At 63.0% G+C, this 21,464-nt stretch carries 18 protein-coding genes; 11 read left to right on the forward strand and 7 right to left on the reverse strand.

From position 1 onward, the window contains the following. Nucleotides 1-3: 3 nt before the first annotated feature. The 3 genes from G6N74_RS08040 to G6N74_RS08050 all read left to right on the forward strand — a co-directional run bounded on the left by G6N74_RS08040 (nucleotide 4) and on the right by G6N74_RS08050 (nucleotide 5,942). Complete coding sequence (locus G6N74_RS08040; protein ID WP_165116142.1) at nucleotides 4-3,780, forward strand: hydantoinase B/oxoprolinase family protein; 3,777 nt, start codon at nucleotides 4-6, stop codon at nucleotides 3,778-3,780. A 258-nt stretch (nucleotides 3,781-4,038) separates the two neighbouring features. Next, nucleotides 4,039-5,280, forward strand: a complete 1,242-nt coding sequence (locus G6N74_RS08045; RefSeq protein WP_246245680.1) for a BtaA family protein — start codon at nucleotides 4,039-4,041, stop codon at nucleotides 5,278-5,280. Then, entirely contained in the window at nucleotides 5,280-5,942 is a 663-nt protein-coding gene (locus tag G6N74_RS08050; protein WP_165116146.1) for a class I SAM-dependent methyltransferase, read from the forward strand. The genes G6N74_RS08045 and G6N74_RS08050 overlap by 1 nt, the downstream gene beginning before the upstream one ends. A gap of 245 nt (nucleotides 5,943-6,187) precedes the next feature. Here G6N74_RS08050 and G6N74_RS08055 read toward each other — a convergent pair whose 3' ends face one another. Continuing rightward, nucleotides 6,188-7,576, reverse strand: a complete 1,389-nt coding sequence (locus G6N74_RS08055) for a serine hydrolase domain-containing protein (protein ID WP_165116148.1) — start codon at nucleotides 7,574-7,576, stop codon at nucleotides 6,188-6,190. Between the two features lie 231 nt (nucleotides 7,577-7,807). On the opposite strand from G6N74_RS08055, the gene G6N74_RS08060 reads away from it, so the two are divergent. Beyond that, nucleotides 7,808-8,626, forward strand: a complete 819-nt coding sequence (locus G6N74_RS08060; RefSeq protein ID WP_165116150.1) for a glycoside hydrolase family 25 protein — start codon at nucleotides 7,808-7,810, stop codon at nucleotides 8,624-8,626. Nucleotides 8,627-8,984: 358 nt separating this feature from the next. Beyond that, a complete protein-coding gene (locus G6N74_RS08065; protein WP_165116152.1) occupies nucleotides 8,985-10,163 on the forward strand; it encodes a lytic murein transglycosylase in 1,179 nt (392 codons plus the stop codon). An 85-nt stretch (nucleotides 10,164-10,248) separates the two neighbouring features. Here the strand turns inward: G6N74_RS08065 and G6N74_RS08070 are convergent, their stop codons facing one another. Then, nucleotides 10,249-11,469 carry an alanine racemase gene (locus G6N74_RS08070; protein ID WP_165116154.1) on the reverse strand — a complete coding sequence of 407 codons (1,221 nt, stop codon included), beginning with the start codon at nucleotides 11,467-11,469 and terminating at the stop codon, nucleotides 10,249-10,251. A 294-nt stretch (nucleotides 11,470-11,763) separates the two neighbouring features. Between G6N74_RS08070 and G6N74_RS08075 the strand changes: the two genes are divergently transcribed. The 3 genes from G6N74_RS08075 to G6N74_RS08085 all read left to right on the forward strand — a co-directional run bounded on the left by G6N74_RS08075 (nucleotide 11,764) and on the right by G6N74_RS08085 (nucleotide 14,663). Then, on the forward strand, nucleotides 11,764-12,738 hold the full coding sequence (locus G6N74_RS08075; protein WP_376767694.1) for a YeiH family protein: 975 nt from the start codon (nucleotides 11,764-11,766) through the stop codon (nucleotides 12,736-12,738). Between the two features lie 31 nt (nucleotides 12,739-12,769). Then, nucleotides 12,770-13,663 (forward strand): LysR family transcriptional regulator, encoded by an 894-nt coding sequence (locus tag G6N74_RS08080; protein ID WP_165116156.1) that lies wholly within the window; start codon nucleotides 12,770-12,772, stop codon nucleotides 13,661-13,663. A 79-nt stretch (nucleotides 13,664-13,742) separates the two neighbouring features. Further along, nucleotides 13,743-14,663, forward strand: a complete 921-nt coding sequence (locus G6N74_RS08085) for a DMT family transporter (RefSeq protein WP_165116158.1) — start codon at nucleotides 13,743-13,745, stop codon at nucleotides 14,661-14,663. Between the two features lie 367 nt (nucleotides 14,664-15,030). Here G6N74_RS08085 and metF read toward each other — a convergent pair whose 3' ends face one another. Together metF and G6N74_RS08095 are read right to left on the reverse strand one after the other, a co-directional pair. Next, entirely contained in the window at nucleotides 15,031-15,957 is a 927-nt protein-coding gene (metF, locus tag G6N74_RS08090) for a methylenetetrahydrofolate reductase [NAD(P)H] (RefSeq protein WP_165116160.1), read from the reverse strand. After that, a complete protein-coding gene (locus G6N74_RS08095; protein WP_091914635.1) occupies nucleotides 15,957-16,964 on the reverse strand; it encodes an ArsR/SmtB family transcription factor in 1,008 nt (335 codons plus the stop codon). Before G6N74_RS08095 ends, metF begins: the two co-directional genes overlap by 1 nt. A 118-nt stretch (nucleotides 16,965-17,082) precedes the next feature. Between G6N74_RS08095 and tsaA the strand changes: the two genes are divergently transcribed. Then, nucleotides 17,083-17,592 carry a tRNA (N6-threonylcarbamoyladenosine(37)-N6)-methyltransferase TrmO gene (gene tsaA, locus G6N74_RS08100; RefSeq protein ID WP_165116162.1) on the forward strand — a complete coding sequence of 170 codons (510 nt, stop codon included), beginning with the start codon at nucleotides 17,083-17,085 and terminating at the stop codon, nucleotides 17,590-17,592. Beyond that, on the forward strand, nucleotides 17,589-17,903 hold the full coding sequence (locus G6N74_RS08105; protein ID WP_165116164.1) for a DUF2293 domain-containing protein: 315 nt from the start codon (nucleotides 17,589-17,591) through the stop codon (nucleotides 17,901-17,903). Before tsaA ends, G6N74_RS08105 begins: the two co-directional genes overlap by 4 nt. Before the next feature lie 105 nt (nucleotides 17,904-18,008). On the opposite strand, the gene G6N74_RS08110 is transcribed toward G6N74_RS08105, so the two are convergent. Then, nucleotides 18,009-18,626, reverse strand: coding sequence for an MOSC domain-containing protein (locus tag G6N74_RS08110; RefSeq protein WP_165116166.1), 618 nt, complete (start codon nucleotides 18,624-18,626; stop codon nucleotides 18,009-18,011). A 179-nt stretch (nucleotides 18,627-18,805) separates the two neighbouring features. Here G6N74_RS08110 and G6N74_RS08115 point away from each other — a divergent pair, with 179 nt between their 5' ends. Then, nucleotides 18,806-19,372 (forward strand): methyltransferase family protein, encoded by a 567-nt coding sequence (locus G6N74_RS08115; protein WP_165116168.1) that lies wholly within the window; start codon nucleotides 18,806-18,808, stop codon nucleotides 19,370-19,372. A gap of 20 nt (nucleotides 19,373-19,392) precedes the next feature. Here G6N74_RS08115 and G6N74_RS08120 read toward each other — a convergent pair whose 3' ends face one another. Both G6N74_RS08120 and tam read right to left on the reverse strand, forming a co-directional pair. Then, the gene (locus tag G6N74_RS08120) at nucleotides 19,393-20,514 is read right to left on the reverse strand and encodes a beta-ketoacyl-ACP synthase III (protein ID WP_165116170.1); all 1,122 of its coding nucleotides are present in this window, start codon (nucleotides 20,512-20,514) and stop codon (nucleotides 19,393-19,395) included. Nucleotides 20,515-20,645: 131 nt separating this feature from the next. Next, nucleotides 20,646-21,410, reverse strand: a complete 765-nt coding sequence (gene tam / locus G6N74_RS08125; RefSeq protein WP_165116172.1) for a trans-aconitate 2-methyltransferase — start codon at nucleotides 21,408-21,410, stop codon at nucleotides 20,646-20,648. Between the last annotated feature and the right edge of the window lie 54 nt (nucleotides 21,411-21,464).

A 21,464-nucleotide genomic window follows, 5' to 3' on the forward strand; every position in this document is an offset into this window, starting at 1 on the left:
CGAATGAACGCCAAGACGTGGGATTTCTGGATCGATCGCGGCGGCACATTCACCGATGTCATCGGCCGCGACCCGGAAGGCGGGCTGCATCCGCGCAAGCTCCTCTCCGAAAATCCCGAAGCCTATAGCGACGCCGCCATCCAGGGCATTCGCGATCTTCTTGACGTCAAGTCCGGCGAGCCGGTTCCGTCGGATCGCATCGGCGACATCAAGATGGGCACGACGGTCGCCACCAATGCGCTGCTGGAACGCAAGGGCGACCGCGTCCTGCTGCTCATCACCAAGGGTTTTCGCGATGCGCTGCGCATTGCCTATCAGGCCCGCCCCGACATCTTCGCCAAGGAGATTATTCTCCCCGAACAACTCTATGAGCGCGTCATCGAAGTCGAGGAGCGTGTCCGCGCCGACGGCACAGTGGAGCGGCTGCTCGACATTGCGGAGGTCAAACCCTTGATCGAGCAGGCGAAGGCCGACGGCATCGACGCCGTCGCCATCGTTTTCATGCATGCCTGGAAATTCCTCGAGCACGAGCAAGTCGTGGCAAAGGTCTGCCGCAAGATCGGCTTCAGCCAGGTCTCCGTCAGCCACGAGGTTTCGCCACTGGTGAAGCTGGTTGGGCGGGGTGATACGACAGTGGTGGACGCTTATCTGTCGCCGATCCTGTCACGTTATGTCAGCCGGGTGGCGGGGGAGTTGGGGATCAGCACCGCGCCAATCTCCCCCCTTGAGGGGGAGATGTCGCCAAAGGCGACAGAGGGGGTTGGTCAAGGCAGCGCTCGGCTCAAAGTAACGTCGAGCACTGCCGCGACGACCCCACCCGGCGACTTCGTCGCCACCCTCCCCTCGAGGGGGAGGGAAACGCCCCGCCTGATGTTCATGATGTCCTCCGGCGGGCTCACCGCCGCAAACATGTTCCAGGGCAAGGACGCGCTTTTGTCCGGTCCAGCCGGCGGCGTGGTCGGCATGGTCGAGACGGCAAAAATCGCCGGCTTCGAAAAAGTCATCGGCTTCGACATGGGCGGCACCTCGACCGATGTCGCACATTACGACGGCGAGTATGAGCGCGCTTTCGACACCGAGGTTGCCGGCGTGCGCGTGCGCGCGCCGATGATGCGCATTCACACAGTTGCTGCCGGCGGCGGATCGATCCTGCATTTCGAGGCAGGCCGCTTCCGTGCCGGTCCGGATTCGGCTGGCGCCAATCCCGGGCCTGCCTGTTATCGCCGTGGCGGGCCGCTCGCCGTCACCGACGCCAATGTCATGCTCGGCAAGCTGCAGCCCGATTTCTTCCCGGCGATCTTCGGGCGCGATCAGGACCAGCCGCTGGATACCGACGTGGTCCGCCAGAAATTCGGGGCGCTTGCCGCCGAGATCGGCGACGGCCGCAGCCCGGAAGCGGTTGCCGAAGGCTTCGTCACCATCGCCGTCGAGAACATGGCCAACGCCATCAAGAAGATTTCCGTCCAGCGCGGCTATGACGTGACCGAATATCTGCTCAACTGCTTCGGCGGCGCCGGCGGCCAGCATGCCTGCCTGGTGGCCGATGCGCTGGGCATGGAGGCGGTGCTGATCCACCCCTTCTCCGGCCTGCTTTCGGCCTATGGCATCGGCCTGTCCTCGGTCTTCGCCTCGCGCCAGCAGGCGCTGTTGAAGCCGCTCACCGAAGAGTCACTCGGCTCGATCAATGAGATGATCGCGGCCCTGCGTAAGGACACGCTTGCCGAACTCGCCAATCAGGGCATCACTGAGAAAAACGTCGCGTGGCGGCCCGTGCTGCATGTCCGTTACGACGGCACCGATACCGCCCTGCCGGTCAATTTCGAAGCTGGTTCGGTGGCGCAAGCTGTCAGCGACTTTGAGGCTGCGCACAAGGCGCAGTTCGGCTTCGTCTACGAAAATAAGCCGATGATCGTTGAGGCCGTCGGCGTCGAGGGCACCGACACCGCCCGACAAGGCATGGCGGAAGCCTATGCGCCTGCAGGGCTTACCAAGGTAGAGGCCAAATCCTCGGAGAGCCGCCGCCTCTACACCGAAGGCCAATGGCACGAGGCGGGCATCTACCGCCGCGAAGACTTGCGCCCTTCGAACCTGGTTGCCGGCCCGGCGCTGATCATCGAAAGCCATCAGACCATCGTCGTCGAACCGGGCTGGCGGGCGGAAATCACCAACCAGAACCACGTCGTGATACGCCGCACGAGCAAAAAGCGCCGGCAAGCGGCCCTCGGCACGGAGGCGGATCCGGTGATGCTGGAGGTGTTCAACAACCTCTTCATGTCGATCGCCGAGCAGATGGGCGTCACGCTGCAGAACACCGCCTATTCGGTCAACATCAAGGAGCGGCTGGATTTCTCCTGCGCCGTCTTCGACCGCACCGGCGCGCTGGTCGCCAACGCGCCGCATATGCCGGTGCATCTCGGCTCGATGGACCGCTCGGTCGAGACGATCATCCGCCTCAACGAGGGTGACATCCACCCCGGCGACGTGTTCGCGCTGAACGCTCCTTATAATGGCGGCACGCATCTGCCGGATATCACGGTGGTGACGCCGGTGTTTGACGACGCCGGCAAGGAAATTCTTTTCTATTCCGCCTCGCGCGGCCATCACGCCGATGTTGGCGGCACGGCGCCCGGCTCGATGACGCCGCTGGCAACAACGGTCGACGAAGAAGGCATTCTGATCGACAATTTCCGGCTCGTCGAACGCGGCAGATTCCGCGAGGCCGAACTGGAGCATCTGCTGACCGACCACCCCTATCCGGCCCGCAATCCGCACCAGAATATCGCCGACCTGAAGGCGCAGATTGCCGCCAACGAGAAGGGCGTGGCCGAGTTGCGCAAGATGGTCGCGCATTTCGGGCTCGACGTGGTCGAAGCCTATATGGGCCATGTCCAGGACAACGCCGCTGAAAGCGTGCGCCGCGTGCTGGAGCGCCTGCCGGACAGTTCGGAATATGAATATCCGACCGACACCGGCCAGGTCATCAAGGTGAAAATCACCGTGGACCGCGACAAGCGCGAGGCGACCGTCGACTTCACCGGCACCTCACCGGTGATGAAGAACAATTTCAATGCGCCGGAACCCGTGGCGCGGGCTGCCGTGCTTTATGCCTTCCGCGTCATGGTCGAGGACATGATCCCGATGAATGCCGGCTGCCTGCGGCCCATCAACATCATCATTCCCGATGGCTGCATGCTGCGCCCGAGTTATCCGGCCGCCGTCGTGGCCGGCAATGTCGAGACCTCGCAACACGTCACCAACGCGATTTTCGGCGCCATGGGCGCGCTGGCCAACGCGCAGGGCACGATGAACAACCTGACCTATGGCAACAAGAAGTACCAATATTACGAGACGATCTGCTCCGGCTCGCCGGCCGGCCAGATGAACAATGGCCGCGGGTTTGCCGGCACGTCAGGCGTCCACACCCATATGACCAATTCGCGGCTGACCGACCCCGAAATCCTCGAACTGCGCTTCCCGGTTCTGCTCGAGGATTTTCATATTCGCGAAGGCACCGGCGGCAAGGGCAAGTGGAACGCAGGCGACGGCACCAAACGCACCATCCGCTTCCTCGAAAAGATGGAATGCGCGATCCTGTCGAGCCATCGCGCCGCACCACCGCGCGGCGTGAATGGCGGCGGCGACGGCCAGGTCGGCTCCACCAAGGTGCGCCGCAATGATGGAACGGTCGAGATGCTGAAGGCCTGCGACCAGACGGTGCTCGAGCCCGGCGAAGCCGTCATCGTGACCACGCCGACGCCGGGAGGGTTTGGGACGGTGTGAGGCGGGCGCGACGTCCACCTCCCCCTTGAGGGGAGGTCGCCGCGTAGCGGCGGGTGGGGTCGCCGCGGCAGTGCTCGACGTTCTTTTGCGCCGAGTTCGGCATGAACCGACCCCACCCGCCTCGCTACGCTCGCCGACCTCCCCTCAAGGGGGAGGTGAGCGCTGGCGCCTTCCCCTCCTTCGCCGTCAAACTGTCACCGGCCTGTCATGACGCTGCGCTACCCGCTTGCAGCAACGCAAACGGGGAATCGCCTTGCCATGACCGACGTCTCTTCGGAAATCGGTTTCGCCCGCAACAAGCGCCTTGGAAAAGCGGTCTACCAGAACCGCGCTTTGTCGAAGGAAGGGCTTTCCGAGCGCCTGTTCACCCTGCTCTTTTCCGGTCTCGTCTATCCGCAAATCTGGGAAGACCCGGATGTCGACATGGAGGCGATGGAACTGGGGCAAGGCCACAGCATCGTCACCATCGCTTCGGGCGGCTGCAATGTGCTGGCCTACCTCACCCGCTCGCCGGCAAGGATCGATGCCGTCGATCTCAACACCGCCCATATCTCGCTGAACCGCATGAAACATGCGGCGGTGCGCCACCTGCCTTCGCATGCCGACCTGTTCCGCTTCTTCGGCAGCGCCGGCAATAGCCACAATTCGGTTGCCTACGACCAGTTCGTCGCACCCAATCTCGACCGCACCAGCCGGACCTATTGGGAAAAGCGCAACTGGCGCGGCAAACGCCGCATCGCCGCCTTCGATGGCAATTTTTATCAGAAGGGTCTGCTCGGCCTGTTCATCGCCGCCGGCCATCGCGTCGGCCGCCTCTACGGCGTCGATGTCAGCCGCATCATGTCGGCAAGCACGATGGAAGAACAGCGCCGCTTCTTCGACGAGAAGATCGCTCCGGTCTTTCAGAAGCGCATGCTGCGCTGGGCGACCGCGCGAAAGTCCTCGCTGTTCGGCCTCGGCATCCCGCCGGCACAATATGATTCGCTGATCACCTCCGGCGACGGCACCATGGCCAGCGTGCTGCATGAGCGGCTGGAAAAGCTCGCCTGCCATTTCCCGCTGAAGGACAATTATTTCGCCTGGCAGGCCTTTGCCCGCCGCTATCCCGAGCCGGGCGAGGCTGCCCTGCCCGCATATCTCGAAGCGGAAAACTACGAGACGATCCGCAGCAATCTCGATCGCGTGTCGATCCACCACGCCAATTTCACCGAGCTTCTGGCAGAAAAATCGGCTGGTTCCGTCGATCGCTTCGTGCTTCTCGACGCGCAGGACTGGATGAGCGACGACCAGCTCAACGCGCTGTGGACCGAGATCACCCGCACCGCCGCACCCGGCGCGCGCGTCATCTTCCGCACCGCCGCCGAGCCGAGCCTGCTGCCGGGCCGGGTCTCGACCGCTTTGCTCGACCAGTGGCGCTACGACGAAGCCCGCTCGCAGGATTTCTCGGCTCGCGACCGCTCGGCCATTTATGGCGGCTTCCATCTCTATGTGAAGAACTGATGAGCGCGACCGACACCGCCAGCCATTCGAGCCTGATGAACGGCGTCTACCGCCATCAGCGCCATATCTACGACCTGACGCGCAAATACTATTTGCTGGGCCGCGACCGGCTTATCGACGGGCTGGATGTGCCGGCGGGCGGCACGGTGCTGGAACTCGGCTGCGGCACCGGTCGCAACATCGTTCTGGCTGCTCGACGCTACCGCGATGCAAAATTCTTCGGCCTCGATATTTCGAATGAAATGCTGGAGACGGCGAAGATATCGGTCGCCCGCGAAAGCATTGAAGGTCGCGTGGCGCTTGCGCAAGGTGACGCCACCGCCTTCGACACCAAGGTGCTGTTCGGCGAAACAGGTTTCGACCGCATCTTCATTTCCTATTCGCTGTCGATGATCCCTGGCTGGGAAAAGGCCGTGGGTGCGGCACTTGCGGGCCTGAAACCCGGCGGTTCGCTGCACATCGTCGATTTCGGCCAGCAGGAGCAACTGCCGCAGTGGTTCCGCGCAGCGCTGCATGCGTGGCTAGCCAAATTCCATGTCGAACCGCGCGCATCGCTGCTGCAGGTACTGGAATCGGAATGCGAGAAACGGGCCGCAAGCCTTTCATTTGAAACGCTTTATCGCGGGTATAGCTGGCTTGGCGTTGCCAAGCTGGCGGAATAACATCCGGCACCGGCGCACTCCGTCCAACACCCCCCTCTGGCCTGCCGGCCATCTCCCCCACAGGTGGGGAGATTAGCCTTCATGACGACTTCCGCCAATCTTCAACTTCACAACTTCGCTAACCTTCAACATCGCAGAACATGCGATGCGAGTGAAACTGCTGATCTCCCCACCTGTGGGGAGATGTCCGGCAGGACAGAGGGGGGCGCGAAGGAACTGGATCTTTCAGAATCTCAATCCGCCCCCTACTCCAGCGCCTTCGCCAGCGCTGCAACCATCGCCTGCGGCTTGTAGCCGAGCTTGGCCGGCGTCAGTCCCAGCCGCACCACGATGAGCTTCTGCGACGGGATGATCGCCACCGACTGGCCGTCATGACCCTGCATCCAGAAAGTGTCGGCCGGCAATTCGATGCCGACATCTGGATCGTCCTGAACCGACCCCGAACCCTCCGGCCCCTGCAGCCAGAGCTGGCCGCGGCCATATTCGCCTTCCGAGGCCGGCGCTTCCTCGCGCATCCATGAGACGAAGCCGGTGGGCAGGATCTGCGCGCCGTTCCAGACACCGTCGTCCGCGAGAAACTGGCCGAAACGGGCCCAGTCATGCGCGGTGGCATAGAGATAGGACGAGCCGACGAAGGTGCCGCGTGCGTCGGTTTCCAGCACGGCGGTGTTCATGCCGAGCGGGTCGAACAGTGCCTTGCGCGGCCAGGCCAGCGCCTGCGCCTTGTCGCCGACCGCATTCTGCCAGAGTTTCGACAGCATCACCGTCGTGCCTGACGAATAGCTCCACACCTTGCCGACCTCGCCGACCAGCGGCTTGGCCGAGGCGAAGGCCGACATGTCGGGTTCGAGGTAGAGCATCTTCGTGACATCGGTGACGTCGCCATAATCCTCGTTGAACTCAAGGCCGGACGACATCGCCATCATGTCGGCAAGGCTGATTTTTGCCCGCCCGTCGGCCTTCCACGGTTCGAACAGGCCGGTGGCGTCGGTCGTCATCTTGCCGTCCTTGACCACCGTGCCGATGATCGCGGCGGTCACCGTCTTGGTCATCGACCAGCCGAGCAGCGGCGTCGAAGCCGAAAAGCCCTCGCCATAGCGTTCGCCGACGACGCGGCCGTTCTTGACCACCACCACCGCGCGCATGCCGGGGCCAGTCGCGCCGGCATCGTCGAGAATCGCGGTAACGGCGGGGTTCTGCGACGGCTCGACGCGCTCGCCCTGCGGCCACAGCGCATCGGTCTGCGTAACTTCCGCCGGCGGCTCAAGCGCGAAAGCCTTGGCTGCAGCGATATCGCCGTCAGGCGCGGCAGCGCAGCCGCCATTGTCGCGCGCGACCGAAAGCGACTTGCCGAATATGCCGAACAGCCCGGCCGAGACGGTTCCCGCCTCCGTGTCCACGCTGACCGACATCAGCCGCAGAAGCGGGTGGCCGGGCGCCTGCACATCGACCTTCAGCACCTCATTGGCGTCGCGGCCGGCGACGAAAACGTTGGAGCAGACCATTTTTGCGGCATAGCCCGAGCCGACGCGGATGAGCTCCGGCGGCGCGAAATAGAGCCAGCCCGCCAGCGCCGCGACCGCCAACACGATAAGGCTCAGCAGCCACTTCACGATTCTCAGGAAAATCCGCATCCGTCGCCTCCTCGCAACGGCCACAAGGTCATGGATTTATCGCCATTCGTCACGCAAATTTTATGAGGCACCAAGCGCCGTCAACCGAAAATCAACCATGATGGCCCATGACCGGTGCTTAACATCCCGTCGCGTGGGGCGGCAGGATCAGGCAATATGATTCGCGTGGGTCACGGGGCGCACGCTCAACTGAAATGCATGGCCGGTTTTTGATCGGCCCAAGGAGACGCGATGCGCCATCTTGCGGCTATCATCCTGCTTGCAGCACTCGCCGGCTGCACGACGGTCGACGATCTGGCGCCGGTCAGTTCGCGCACGGTCGGCAGCAGTGCCGGCGGCACGCAGGCTGAAGTGATGGTGCGCTATCCGCGCTTCGGCGACAACGATCCGCATGACTGGACCGGCCGCAACCCGTGGCAGCACGCCGTGCACGGCACCGACGTGTCGAAATACCAGACGTCCATCGACTGGCAGAAGGCGCGCAGCAGCGGCATTTCCTTCGCCTTCATCAAGGCGACCGAGGGCGGTGATCGCGTCGACGACTATTTCGAAGAGCATTGGCGCAACACCAGGGCAGCCGGCATGCCCCGCAGCGCCTACCATTTCTACTATTTCTGCCGGCCTGCTGCAGAGCAGGCGGCGTGGTTCATCCGCAACGTGCCGCGTGATCGCTCGGCCCTGCCGCCGGTGCTCGACATGGAGTGGAACCCGCAGTCGCCGACCTGCAAGCTGCGCCCGCCACCCGCTACCGTGCGCAGTGAAATGAAGACATTTCTCGACATCATCGAAAAGCACTACGGCAAGAAGCCGATCATCTACACCTCGATCGATTTCTTCGACGACAACCAGCTCGCCGGCTTTCTGGGCTACCCCTACTGGCTGCGCTCGGTCGCCGGGCATCCGGCCGAGCGCTACGGCAGCCACCCCTTTACCTTCTGGCAATACACCGGCACCGGCGTCGTGCCCGGCATCAAGGGCAATGCCGACATCAACGTCTTCAACGGCAGCGAAGCCCAGTGGAAGAAGTGGCTGAAGGAAAATACCCGGTAAGCCTGCCTGCATTTCCGTGAATGACCAGATAATCGCATCCGGCACGGCTCACCCCCACTCCGTCTCGGCTTCGCCGAGCCACCTCTCCCCCTCAAAAGGGGAGAGGAAAGGTGCCAGCCTCACGGCCGTGCGTTTCCTCTCCCCCGTCGACCGGGGGAGAGGTGGCTCGGCGAAGCCGAGACGGAGTGGGGGTCGAATTCATACGCGATAGCCCGCAAACCGACCATTCTCACTTAAGCGTGAGAAAATCCGGCTTCCATCCGGCCGGATATGCGGCTAATTCGCGCCGTTGCCCGTTTTTTGCCATGTCCATTAGGCAAAGGTGATATCGAGGGCATCAAGGCTTGGAGTTGTATTTATGGTAGCACGCTTTACGGCGCTGGCGGCGCTTTTCGTGTCGTTTGTGGCAACACCTGTGATGGCACAGGAATGCGGCGGTGATTTTGCTGCCTGGAAGAAAGCGTTGCATGCCGAAGCGCAGGCCGCCGGCGTCGGCGAAAAAGGCCTGACTGCCCTCGACAACTCCGATATCGACCCGAAAGTGCTGCAGCGCGACCGTGCCCAGGGCGTGTTCAGCCAGACCTTCGCCGAATTTTCCGGCCGCATGATTTCCGACTACCGCCTCAAGCAGGGCGCGGCCAATCTCAAGAAATATGCCGATGTGTTTGCCCGCGCCGAAAAGGAATTCGGTGTGCCGGGACCGGTGATCGCAGCCTTCTGGGCGCTTGAGACCGATTTTGGCGCCGTTCAGGGCGATTTCCACACGCTGAGCGCACTTGTGACGCTGTCGCATGATTGCCGCCGGCCCCAGCTCTTCCGCCCGCAGATCATACCGCTGCTGACGCTGATCGACCGCGGCATCCTGCCTGCGGATGTTACCGGCGCATGGGCCGGCGAGATCGGCCAGACGCAGATCCTGCCCTCCGACTATCTGCTGCGCGGCGTCGACGGCGACGGCGACGGCATCGTCGACCTGCGCAACAGCGCGCCCGACGTCATCATGACCACCGGCAACAAGATCCTGTCGCGCGGCTGGAAGCGCGGCGAGCCATGGTTGATCGAAGTGCGCGTTCCCGACACCATGCCGTGGGAGCAGACGGGGCGCACCAACAAGCTGCCGATGTCGCGGCTCATCGCCTGGGGCATTACCGACCGCAACGGCAACCCGCTGAAGGACAATGGCCTCAAGGCCGGCGTCGTCCTGCCGATGGGCCACAAGGGTCCGGCCTTCCTGAGCTTCGATAACTACGACGTCTATCTCGAATGGAACCAGTCGATCACCTACACGCTGACCGCCGCGCATCTGGCGACACGGCTGGCCGGCGAGCCGCCCTTCGAGCGCCGCACGCCGGAAGCCGGCCTGACCGGCGACGCCATGAAGAGCCTGCAGCAGAAGCTGCATGACAAGGGCTACGATGTCGGCGGCATCGACGGTATCCTCGGCACCAACACCCGCGAAGCGATCCGCCAGGAACAGATCAGGCTCGGCCTGCCTGTAGACGGCTGGCCGACGCCGGCGCTGCTGGCGAATTTGTAGGTTTAGGGGAGTAAGGGAATAGGGCAGTAGGGGAATATGTGGTCTGGGATCGGTTCGCCGAGCTAGTACCTATCCACTCCCCTCCTCAATCCGCCATTGTCTCCAAACTCGCAAAGCCCTGCGGCGCGTCGCCCTCGTCGAAGGGCGTCGTCACCTCGACGAAGGTGTCGGGATAAAAGCCGTTGAAGCGGGTGCGCAGCGACAGCGAATAGGCACCGATATGGCCGATCTCGATCCAGTCGCCGGTGTCGATGGTTTCCGGCAGCCAGAACGGCCGCGACAGGATATCGACGGAATCGCAGGTCGCGCCGCAGACCTTGAACGGCACGATCTTGCCTTCGTCGCCATTGCGCGAGCGGATCGCCGGATCGGGTATGAAACGCGCCGGCAGCGTGATCTTTCCGGTCCACGAATCCGACAGCGACGCCCAGATGCCGTCATTGATGTAGAGCCGCCTGCCCTTGCGCAGCAGCACGCGCACGATGAGCGAAAAGGCGCGCGCGACGATGACGCGGCCGGGCTCGGCCACCAGCGGTACGCCGTCGAACTGGTATTCCTTTATATCGCCGCGCAGCCGCGACATGATCTGCCCGAGCGAAGGCATCTCCTGTTTCTTGCGGTTGGGGTCGTGACCGTATTCGGCCGGGAAACCACCGCCGACATCCAGCCCGGCAATGTCGAAACTCAGCCGGTTGCGTATCCAGTCGGCCGACGCCAGCGCGCGCTCATAGGTGTCCGGGTCTTCGATCTGGCTGCCGACATGGAAGCAGATGCCGACCTTGTAGCCGGTCTTGTTCAGCCGCTCGGCCAGTTCGACCGCGTAGGCCGGCCCGGCGCCGAATTTCTTCGACAATTCGTAGGCCGCCGACCCTTTGGTCTGGATGCGCACGAAAACGGTGATCGCGCCCGGATCAATGTCGAGCGCCCGCACCACCCGTGTGACCTTGGTGATTTCGTCCTCATGGTCGATGGAAATGACGCGAATGCCGTATTTTTCCAGCGCCAGCCTGATGTCGGACTGCGCCTTGACCGGATGCATATAGAGCATCTCGGCATCGGCCGAGACGGCGCGCACGGCTGCAAACTCGCCGGGCGACGCGACATCGAAGGCGGTGACGCCGGCATCGACCAGCGTTTTCAGGACCAGATTTTCGCCGTTGGTTTTCACGGCATAAGCAGTCTTGCCGGGAAACATCTCCATGAACTGCCTGGTGTCCTTCTTCAGAACCTCCGGCCTGAAACAATAGACCGGATCGTCTGGACGAAGGGCAAGGGCTGCTGCTTTCGCATTGTCGAATCGCTGCATGCATCCTCCTCGAGGCAGTGAGCGCGAACTTAGAGCAAGCGGAAGACAAAGGGAATCCATTAGACCGCGAGGGCTAATTTCCATCATTCGCTTTTATCGATTAGTTTCTACGATATAATGCGTTGGATCGATTGATCGGAATGAGCGAGACCATGGCAATAGCAGATCGGACTTTTTGCCATGAATGCCCATTCCCCATTCGCCGCAACCACTTCCGTGGCGATTTCCTCCTCGCCCGTCGACATTGCACCGGTTCGGCAAAAGCGGACCATCTGGGCGCAAGTCATGGCGGTGGTGCCGGGGCTTGCCTTGACCGCGATCATCGCGGCGACGGGGTTTTTGCTGCGCGAAATTCCTGGCGTCTCTGTCTTCAGCCCGATGATCCTCGCCATCGTCATCGGCATCGCCTTCCACAATCTCTTCGGCACGCCGGCAATGGCGAAAGCCGGCGTCGTCTTCTCGTTGCGCCGGGTGCTGCGCCTCGCCATCATCCTGCTTGGCCTTCAATTGACCGCAGCGCAGATTGCCGAGGTCGGCGCTACCGGCATCGCCATCATCGCGCTGACGCTGGTGTCCACCTTCATCTTCACCGTGCGGCTTGGCCGGATGCTCGGCGTGGAGCGCAAACTGGCCGAACTGATCGCAGCCGGAACCTCGATCTGCGGCGCTTCTGCGGTGATCGCCACCAACACCGTGACCCGCGCGCCGGACGAGGATGTCGCCTATGCGGTGGCCTGCGTCACCGTGTTCGGCTCGATCGCCATGTTCACCTACCCGCTCTTGCCCGGCCTGCTCGGGCTGGATGCCCATGCCTATGGCCTTTGGGCCGGAGCCTCGATCCACGAAATCGCGCAGGTGGTGGCGGCAGCCTTTCAGGACGGACAGGCGGCGGGCGAGTTCGGCACGGTGGCAAAGCTCAGCCGTGTCATGCTGCTGGCACCCGTGGTCCTCTCGCTTGGGCTGATGGCAACACGGCGCGCAAGGCGCAAAGGCCAAGACCAGATGACGGCGAAGGCGCCGGTGCCCTGGTTCGTGCTCGGCTTCATCGCGATGGTCGCATTCAACAGCGCGGTGACGCTCCCTACAGAGGCGAAGGGGCTGATCGTGATGGCAACGACCTTCATGCTCAGCATGGCGCTGGCGGCCATGGGCCTGGAAACCGACATCGCCAAGTTGAAGGCGAAGGGTTTTCGGCCGTTGGTTCTCGGGCTGGCTGCGTTTTTGTTCATTGCGGCGTTCAGTTTGGTGATGATCAAGCTGGTGGGGTAGCTACCGCGCCAGTGACGGCGGGTCGCCACCTATGACCCTCGAACAGCTCCGCATCTTCATCGCGGTCGCCGAACGCGAGCATGTGACGCGCGCCGCCCGCGACCTCAACCTGACGCAATCGGCCACCAGTGCCGCCGTCGCTGCCCTCGAGGAACGGCACGCGACAAAGCTTTTCGATCGCGTCGGCCGCCGCATCGAACTGACCGAGGCCGGGCGGCTGTTTCTGGTCGAGGCGCGCGCCGTGCTGGCACGCGCGGCGTCAGCCGAGGCGGTACTTGCCGACCTTGCCGGGCTGAAGCGCGGCGCGCTGCATATCGCCGCCAGCCAGACCGTTTCCAACTACTGGCTGCCGCCGCTGATGCATCGCTACCAGGCGCATTTTCCCGGCATCGCCATGCGGCTCACCATCGGCAACACCGAGCAGGTCGCAGCCGCTGTGCATGAGGGGCTCGCCGATCTCGGCTTCGTCGAGGGCGAGATCGACGATCCGGCGCTGGAAATAACACCGGCAGCCGACGACGAACTCGTGCTGGTGGTCGGCACGTCCCACGCCTGGGCCGGCCGAAAGTCGATTGCGCCAAGCGACTTACGCAGTTCGCGCTGGGTGCTGCGCGAGCCGGGTTCCGGCACCCGTGCCATGTTCGAGGAAGCGTTGATAGCGCTCGGCATCCGGCCTGCCGAGCTCGACGTCGCGCTCGAGCTATCCTCCAACGAGGCGGTGCGCACGGCGGTCGAGGCCGGCGCAGGCGCGACCGTCATGTCCAGCCTCGTCACCAGCGCGGCAGTGGCGGCGGGCACGCTCGTCCAGATGCCGGTCACGCTGCCGAAGCGGCGCTTTCTCGCCATCCGCCACAAGGAACGCCATGCGACGCGTGCCGCCCGCGAGTTTCTGGCGCTTGCCGCGGAAAACGGTAAAGCTGGCTGAAATCGGGTGGCGTGAGTCGGGGGAGCCTCGTAAGGCTTGCGAACCACAGGCCGATCCGGGCCAACGGTTGGGAGATTCCATGGCCGTTACATCTACAGCAGCCGCAGTGCAGAAAACCATGAGCGCCAAGGATTGGGGCCAGCTACTGCTGCTCGGCGCCATCTGGGGCGGCTCGTTCTTCTTTGCACGCATCGCCGTCGGCGAGATCGAACCACTGGTGCTGGTGCTATTTCGCGTGGCGATCGCAGCACTTGCGCTGCATGTCTATCTCGCCGCGCGCGGGCCGTCCTTCCGGCTGGCCCTACCCTATGCCGGCAGCTTCTTCGTGCTGGCGCTGCTGAACAACGTCATCCCGTTTTCGCTGATCTTCCTCGGCCAGACGGAACTCGGCGCCGGCCTCGCATCCGTGCTCAACGCCACGACACCGTTCTGGACAGTGATGCTGGCAAACGCGATGACGGCAGACGAAAAACTGTCCTGGAACAAGATCGCCGGCGTGCTGCTGGGCATTGCCGGCACCGCGGTCATGATCGGACCCGGCGTCATCGCTGGTCTTGGCGGGCCGGTGTGGGCGAAATTCGCGCTGGTGGGCGCGTCGGTTTCCTATGCCTTCGCGCTGATCTTCGCCCGCCGCTTCAAAGGGCTGCCGCCGCCGGTAGTAGCGACCGGCCAGCTGACCGCCTCGACCATCATCATGATCCCCATCGTGCTTGCGCTCTACGGCTCAACCGGCCTGTTCGGCGCCAGCCTGCCGGTGTGGAGCGCGGTTCTGGCGCTGGCGCTTCTTTCGACCGCCTTCGCCTATATCCTCTATTTCAACCTGGTCGCTTCGTCCGGCGCGACCAATGCTTCGCTCGTCACGCTGATCGTGCCGGTGAGCGCCACGCTGCTCGGCATCGCCTTCCTGGGCGAGCACATGGACCTTGTCGAAGCCGTCGGCATGGCGCTGATCGCGCTCGGCCTCGTGACCATCGACGGCAGGCTGTTTCGCCGCCGATGACGCAAAATTGCCGACTTGTCGCCATAATTTATTCACAGGCGTAACTACGACTTTCGGCTAATGATTTCAAAAACTAAGCCCTCCAAAAGGGTCGGCTTTTTCACAATCCTGTCGCAATGCAGCACGTTTTCTGCTTGCCTGTTACCCAAAGTCCCCTAGACTCCGGCCCATAGCTCAATATTGGAGGCTACACATGGGACTTACTCGGCCAATCAATGCATTGATGATTTGTGCTGCGTTCGCTGTAATCGGCGCCCTGATCGTAGGGGTTCTTCCTTAAAGCCGCCGAGCTTGAAGACCAGCACTGACTGGTAGATAAATGAAAAGGCCGGGCCAAACGCCCGGCCTTTTCCGTTATAGATAGCGCTCAAGCAGCGGCCGAACCGGCCACATCAACGACGGTCTCTGCCGGCGCGCGGATGCCGATCATGTGGCAGATCGCGACCACGAGGTCCGAGCGGTTCATCGTGTAGAAATGGAAGTCGCCGACGCCGCGCTCGACAAGGTCGAGCACTTGCTCGGCAGCCACAGCGGCGGCAACCAGCGCATGGGTCTGCGGATCGCGGTCGAGGCCTTCGAAGCGCTCGGCCAGCCAGGCCGGCACATGCGCGCCGGCGCGCGAGGCGAAATTCGCCACCTGCTTGAAGCTGTGGACCGGCTGGATGCCCGGAACGATCGGGATATAGATGCCAGCCCGCCGCACGCGCTCGACGTAACGCTCATAGAGATCATTGTCGAAGAAGAACTGGGTGATGGCTCGCGTCGCGCCATTGTCGACCTTGCGCTTCAGCATTTCGATATCGGTGGCGAAATCCGGGCTTTCCGGGTGCTTTTCCGGATAGGCAGCAACCGAAATGTCGAAATCACCGAAGGATTTCAGCCCTGCGACCAGATCGGCACCGTTCTGGTAACCCTCGGAGTGAGGACGATAGGTGCCGCCAACGCCCGACGCCGGATCGCCGCGCAGCGCCACGAAACGCTTGATGCCGTAGGAGACGAATTCAGCGATGACCGCATTCACCTCGTCCTTGGACGCGCCGACGCAGGTCAGATGCGCGGCAGCCTGAATGTTGGTCTCGCCCTGAATGCGCTTGATGGTGCGGCCGGTGCGCTCGCGCGTCGAACCGCCCGCGCCATAGGTAACCGAGACAAAATTCGGCTGCAGCGGCTCAAGCCGCTTCACCGTATCCCAAAGCCGCACTTCCATCTCGTCGGTCTTGGGCGGAAAGAATTCGAACGACACACGGATCTTGTCGCCGATGTCGGACCGTCGGGAAAAACCGTAATTGCTCATCAGACAGTTTCCCTCGAGATGGCTGCGTTGGGTATGGGGTCGGCAATCAGCAGGCGACGGTCGCGGCCGAGCCAGAGTTTGACGGTGAGCTTGGCCTCCGAGCCGCCGCGCGGCTCGAAGTCCTGCGTTTCTTCGAGATCAAGGCCTGCTTCCGCGAACCATTCCTCGATCTGCCGGTCGGAGAAGCCGAGACGCATATGCGCATGCTCCTCGCGCAGGAATTCCAGCGTATGCGGCGCGAAATCGACGATCACCAGCCGACCGGCCGGACGCAGCAGCCGTGCCGCCTCGCGAATGGCCGATGCGGGATCGTCGAGATAATGCAGAACCTGATGCATGGTGACGAGGTCGAAGGAATCGCGCTCGACCGGCGGCGCAAAAATATCGCCCTGCCGCACCTGCGCGTTGGAAACGCCGGCCTTGTCGAGATTGGCTCGCGCCACCGTCAGCATCTCGCGCGACATGTCGATGCCGATGCCACGGCGATAGAGCGGCGCAAATATCTCCAGCAGCCTGCCCGTGCCGGTGCCGAGATCAAGCATCGACTGGAAGGGGCGCTTGCCAACGAGCTTCAGCAGTGCGGTCTCGACGGCACGGTCGGGCACGTGCAGCGAACGGATTTCATCCCAGCTCGCGGCGTTTTCGCTGAAATATTCGGTCGCACGCTCTTGCCGCTTGCGCTTCACCGACACCAGCCGCTCAAGATCGCGCTCGATCTGCGGGTCGCCGTCATGGACGCGCGCCACCAGACCATGCACGAAATCGCGCGCGACATCCGAATCCGAAACGCGGAAGAAGGCCCACGACCCTTCCTGATAACGGCCGATCAGCCCGGCTTCGAGCAACAGCTTCAAATGACGCGAAACGCGCGGCTGCGACTGGTTGAGGATTTCGGTGAGGTCCGACACGGTGAGGTCGCCGCGCGAAAGCAGCGCAAGAATGCGCAGCCGGCTGGATTCGGCAGCGGCCTTCAATGTATCTACCAGGGAATCTAAAGTTACCCGCATGGGTGACATCTCTCAAAAAAAGACATAAACATATCTTTATGTGACGACAGCGAGTTTTGCAATCACTAATGTCGCTGGCAGGCAAGAAAATGACGTTTCTCTCTTGGGCCGAATGAACATGTTCGAAAAGCGTGACGGCGAGCAGGTCCTGACCGACGATCCTGCAGCCATGCCGGCAGACGGCAGCGTCGTCTTCATCGGCCGCATCCGCTCGCCCTGGACGACACGCGAAACCTGCCCGAAGAACATGGGCGCCGCGCGCGAGACAGGCGAAGGCGCAACAATCGAGATTGACGCGTCCTACAGGCAAGGCCTGCAAGGGCTCGCCAACGCCAGTCACGCCATCGTCCTGACCTGGCTGCATCACGCGCCGCGGAATCTGATTGTGCAGAAACCACGCCATGCCACTGACGCCAAAGGCGTTTTCGCCTTGCGCTCCCCTGCCCGCCCCAACCCGGTCGGGCTGCATATCGCCAGGCTGCTTTCGCTCGACATAGAGACCGGCACGCTGACACTCGACGCCATCGACGTGCTCGACGGCACGCCGGTAATCGACCTGAAGCCCGATATTCCAACTGTCGACCTCATTGCCGATGCGGTCTTTGCCAGCAGCAAGGATGCGAAATGAAGGGTTCGACCGGCCGCCGCCGCGCCATCGCCAAGGCGCTGACAGCCCTCCTGCCGATGGCGCCTTACGCCGACACCGAGCAGATTCGCGCCGATGCCGGGGCCGTGCATATGAAAACGCTGCCGCCGGCAATTGCCGTCTGGCTGGCAACCGTCGCCCATGTCCGCCACCAGCATACCGACTACGAGAATCTGCTCGATGAAGGCTACGACCGGGATTCGGCGCGCTTCTTCGTGGTCGACCAGACCAACAAGGTGCTCACAGGCTGGCGCGCGACACGTCTTCTCGACCCGGATGATGAGGATGCTTAAAGAGCGACGTTGACGACCCCCTCTCCCCGTTCTTCACGGGGGTCCGAAGGACGGGCGAGACCAGTGGCTCGCCCCGGAATGGGTAAGGGTGAGGGGCTGTTTTATCTAAGCCCCGTAAATCCACTGCTCCGGCACGCGCACCGACACTTCCTCGCCCGCCTCGATCCGGCCCGGCTTTTCGACCCAGGCAACGAGACCGCGCAGCCGCTTGGCCACCTTCGGAAACAGCAGCGAACCGGCATCGTGGTCGGCCATGCCGGCGCGCTCGGCCACCCGCCTTCCGGCGATGCGGCACGGGCCGTTCTGCGCATCGATCTTCAGCGTCACGCCGCCCCTGAAGAACAGCATCGTGCCTGAAGGCAGCATGGAAAGATGTGGCACGCCATCGAGCAGCAGATTGGCGCCTATCCATTCCGGCCTGATTTCGGCAATGCCCATACGCTCGGCGACAAGCGCCAGTTCGTCAGGTGCCACGATCGAGACCTGACGCTCGTTGCGCATTTCGGTGCCGCGCGGATACCACGGCTCGCGCCCGCCGGAGCGGCGCGTGTAGCCGCCGTGGAAATCCCTCGGAATACCCTGGAACTCGAGTTGCAGGCTGTCGGTTGCCTGTGTCTCGAAATCTTCCCCCGGCGCGACATAGATGCCTGCGACGCGGGCCGACAGTTTCCTTGCGGGAAGGATTTCTGGCAGATTTTCGGTGTTGGGCAGGAAATCCAACATGCTTTTGGTCCTTGCTTGAAGTCGGCGGAATTTGCCGGACTTGCCGCGCCGGGTCCAGTTCAAAGCGATGATCGGGCCATGAAGACGGCTGATGAACGATCGCGTGAAGAAGCCCGCCATATTCCCGCCGCGCTGTCGCCCTTTCATGGCAGTTCGACAGGCACGGCTTGAGTATCGACATGTATCCGATAACTGCAATCGCGCTTCTATGGCTGGCGTGGGTCGCCTCATGGATTGCGGCGGCCGCCTGGGCCGACCGAACCGAGAAACGGGTGGGTGTTCGAGCCGAAATTCGCTACAGGATGCCACTTCTCCTCGGCACGATCCTCGTCTTCATTCCCTCACGCGGCCACGCCGCAGTTCCACGCTTGTGGGCTCCGACCGCAGCGGAAAGCTGGGCCTGTGTCGCGCTGGTGGCTGCAGGCATCGGGTTTTGCTGGTGGGCGCGGCTGCATCTGGGTCGGCTCTGGTCCGGTGAAGTCACGCGCAAGACCGGTCATCATGTCGTGGAGTCGGGCCCATATGCCCTGGTCAGGCACCCCATCTATTCCGGCCTGCTGCTCTCGATCTACGCCACCATGGCTGCCCGCGGTACGCTTTGGGTGGTAGCCGGTACGATCGCCTTGACTGTCGGCATATGGCTCAAAGCCCGGCTTGAGGAAAGATTCCTGCGCGAGGAACTGGGGGCCGCCTATGACGACTACGCCCGCCGCGTTCCGATGCTGGTGCCCTTCATGCCGCGCTGATCGCAGGCGACACCCCTGCCTCACATCATCCTGAGCAGCGCCCCGCCGATCGAGTACCCTGCACCGAATGCACAAAGCAGGCCGTATTCGCCCGCCTTCATATCCGCATGGTTTTCCTGAAGCGCGATGACGGCGCCGGCGCCGGCAGTGTTGCCGAGACGCTCCAGCACCATCGGCGCGCGGTCATGCCCGACCTCATGGCCGAAGGAGAGCTTCAGGATCATCGCATTCATGCGCGCATTGGCCTGATGCAGCCAGAAGCGGCGGATATCGTCCGGCGTCTGCCCATGCTCGGCCAGGAAATTGACGATGAAGCGGTGGCCGGCGACGGTGACTTCCTTGAACACCTTGTTGCCCACCTGCTTGATCATGTTGCCCTCCATGTTGATCATGTAGGGGTCGTCCTGCGCGGTGCGGGTGAGATAACCGAGATTGGTGCGGATGTTGCTCGAAAGCTGCGTCCAGGTGCGGGTATCGAGCACTTCGAAGCGGCCGGGCCGCGTCTCGCCCTCGCCGATCGCCTCGACGATCATCGAGGCCGAGGCGTCGCCGAAGATGAAATGCGTCTGCCGGTCGCGGAAATTGAGATGCCCGGTGATGATCTCCGGCGTCGTCACCAGCACGCGCTTCTGCGCGCCAGACCGCACCAGATTGACCGCGACATGCAGCCCGGCCGCAGCCGAAGAGCAGCCGAGCCCCATGTCGAAGCCTGCGCCCTGCGTGCCCATGGCGTGCTGCATCTCGACGGCGATAGCCGGATAGGGCCGCTGGTGATGCGAGGCCGAGCAGATGATCATGTCGATGTCGGCAGGCTGGAGCCCGGCATGCTCCAGCGCGCGCTCGGCCGAAGCGATGCCGAATTCGGCCTCCAGCGACAGCGCATCGTCCGGCCGGGCCGGTATGCGCGGCGCCATGCGGGCCGGATCGAGGATGCCCTCGCGCTCGATGACATGGCGGTTCTTCACGCCCGAAGCATAGACGATGAAATCGGAATCGGACTTCTGCAGCGGTTCCAGCCCCTGCGCGGCGCGGCGCGGATTTTCCGCATCGACCCAGGTGTTGAAGCTTGCGACAAGTTCTTCATTGGAGATCGAGGCTTCGGGGATTTTGATGCCGATGCCGCTGATGATGACGCGATGCATGCTATGCCTGTCCGGTGCGCTCACTTCTCACGATCTGCTCGCGCACGCTTTGCAGAAACGCGGTCTCCCGGGGATAGTGTCGCAGGACGGCAGTTTACGTCAGCTTAACCTGCGTGGCAAAGGCAGGCGCTTTACACCCGTTGCGCCACGATGAAAAGCCGCGGAAAGCGAAGAAGCACCTTGCCGTCCAACGCCGGCGGATAGGCAGACGCGATGCGCGCCGTGTATTCCTTCAGGAACAGCGCCCTCTCCCCGTCTTCAAGCGGATCGATGAAAGGCTTCAGCCCGGTCGATTTCACCCATTCGACGATCGCCTCGGCACTCGCCAGCGGATGGTTGTAGATGGTGTGCCAGATGTCGAGGCGGGCCGACTGCGGCGTCAAAAGGTCGTAGTAAGACGCAACCGGCGGCAGCGGCGCGCGCGACTTGGCGATCTTTGCGGCAAAGGGCACGGCAGCGGCCGTCTCGCGCATCTGCGCATGCGACTGTTCGCCGAGATTGTCCGGCATCTGCACGGCAAGCACGCCACCCGGCGCAAGCAGTCCGAGCAGCCTGGCCAGAACGGCCTGATGGTTGGGCAGCCACTGGAACACGGCATTGGCGAAAATCACGTCCACCGGCCCGTCCGGCGTCCAGCTGTCCGCATCGGCAAGCGTAAACTCCAGCGCCGGCAGGCGCCGCCTCGCCTCCTCGATCATCGCCGGCGAGGAGTCGACGCCGCTGACTTTTGCTTCCGGCCAGCGCGCCGCCAGCAGTTCGGTCGAATTGCCTGGCCCGCAGCCGATATCCACGACATGGCGCGGGTTTTCGAGCAGCACCTGCGCCAGCAGATCGCGCGACGGACGGGTGCGCTCATCCTCGAATTTGAGATATTGGGATGCGGACCAGTCTGCCATCGCTCGTGCTCGTTCAGGAGGTCGAATGCAAAAGCGCCCCGCTGGTAAGGCGAG

Origin of the sequence: Mesorhizobium zhangyense, from assembly GCF_011045115.1 — a bacterium.
GTDB lineage: Bacteria > Pseudomonadota > Alphaproteobacteria > Rhizobiales > Rhizobiaceae > Mesorhizobium_M > Mesorhizobium_M zhangyense.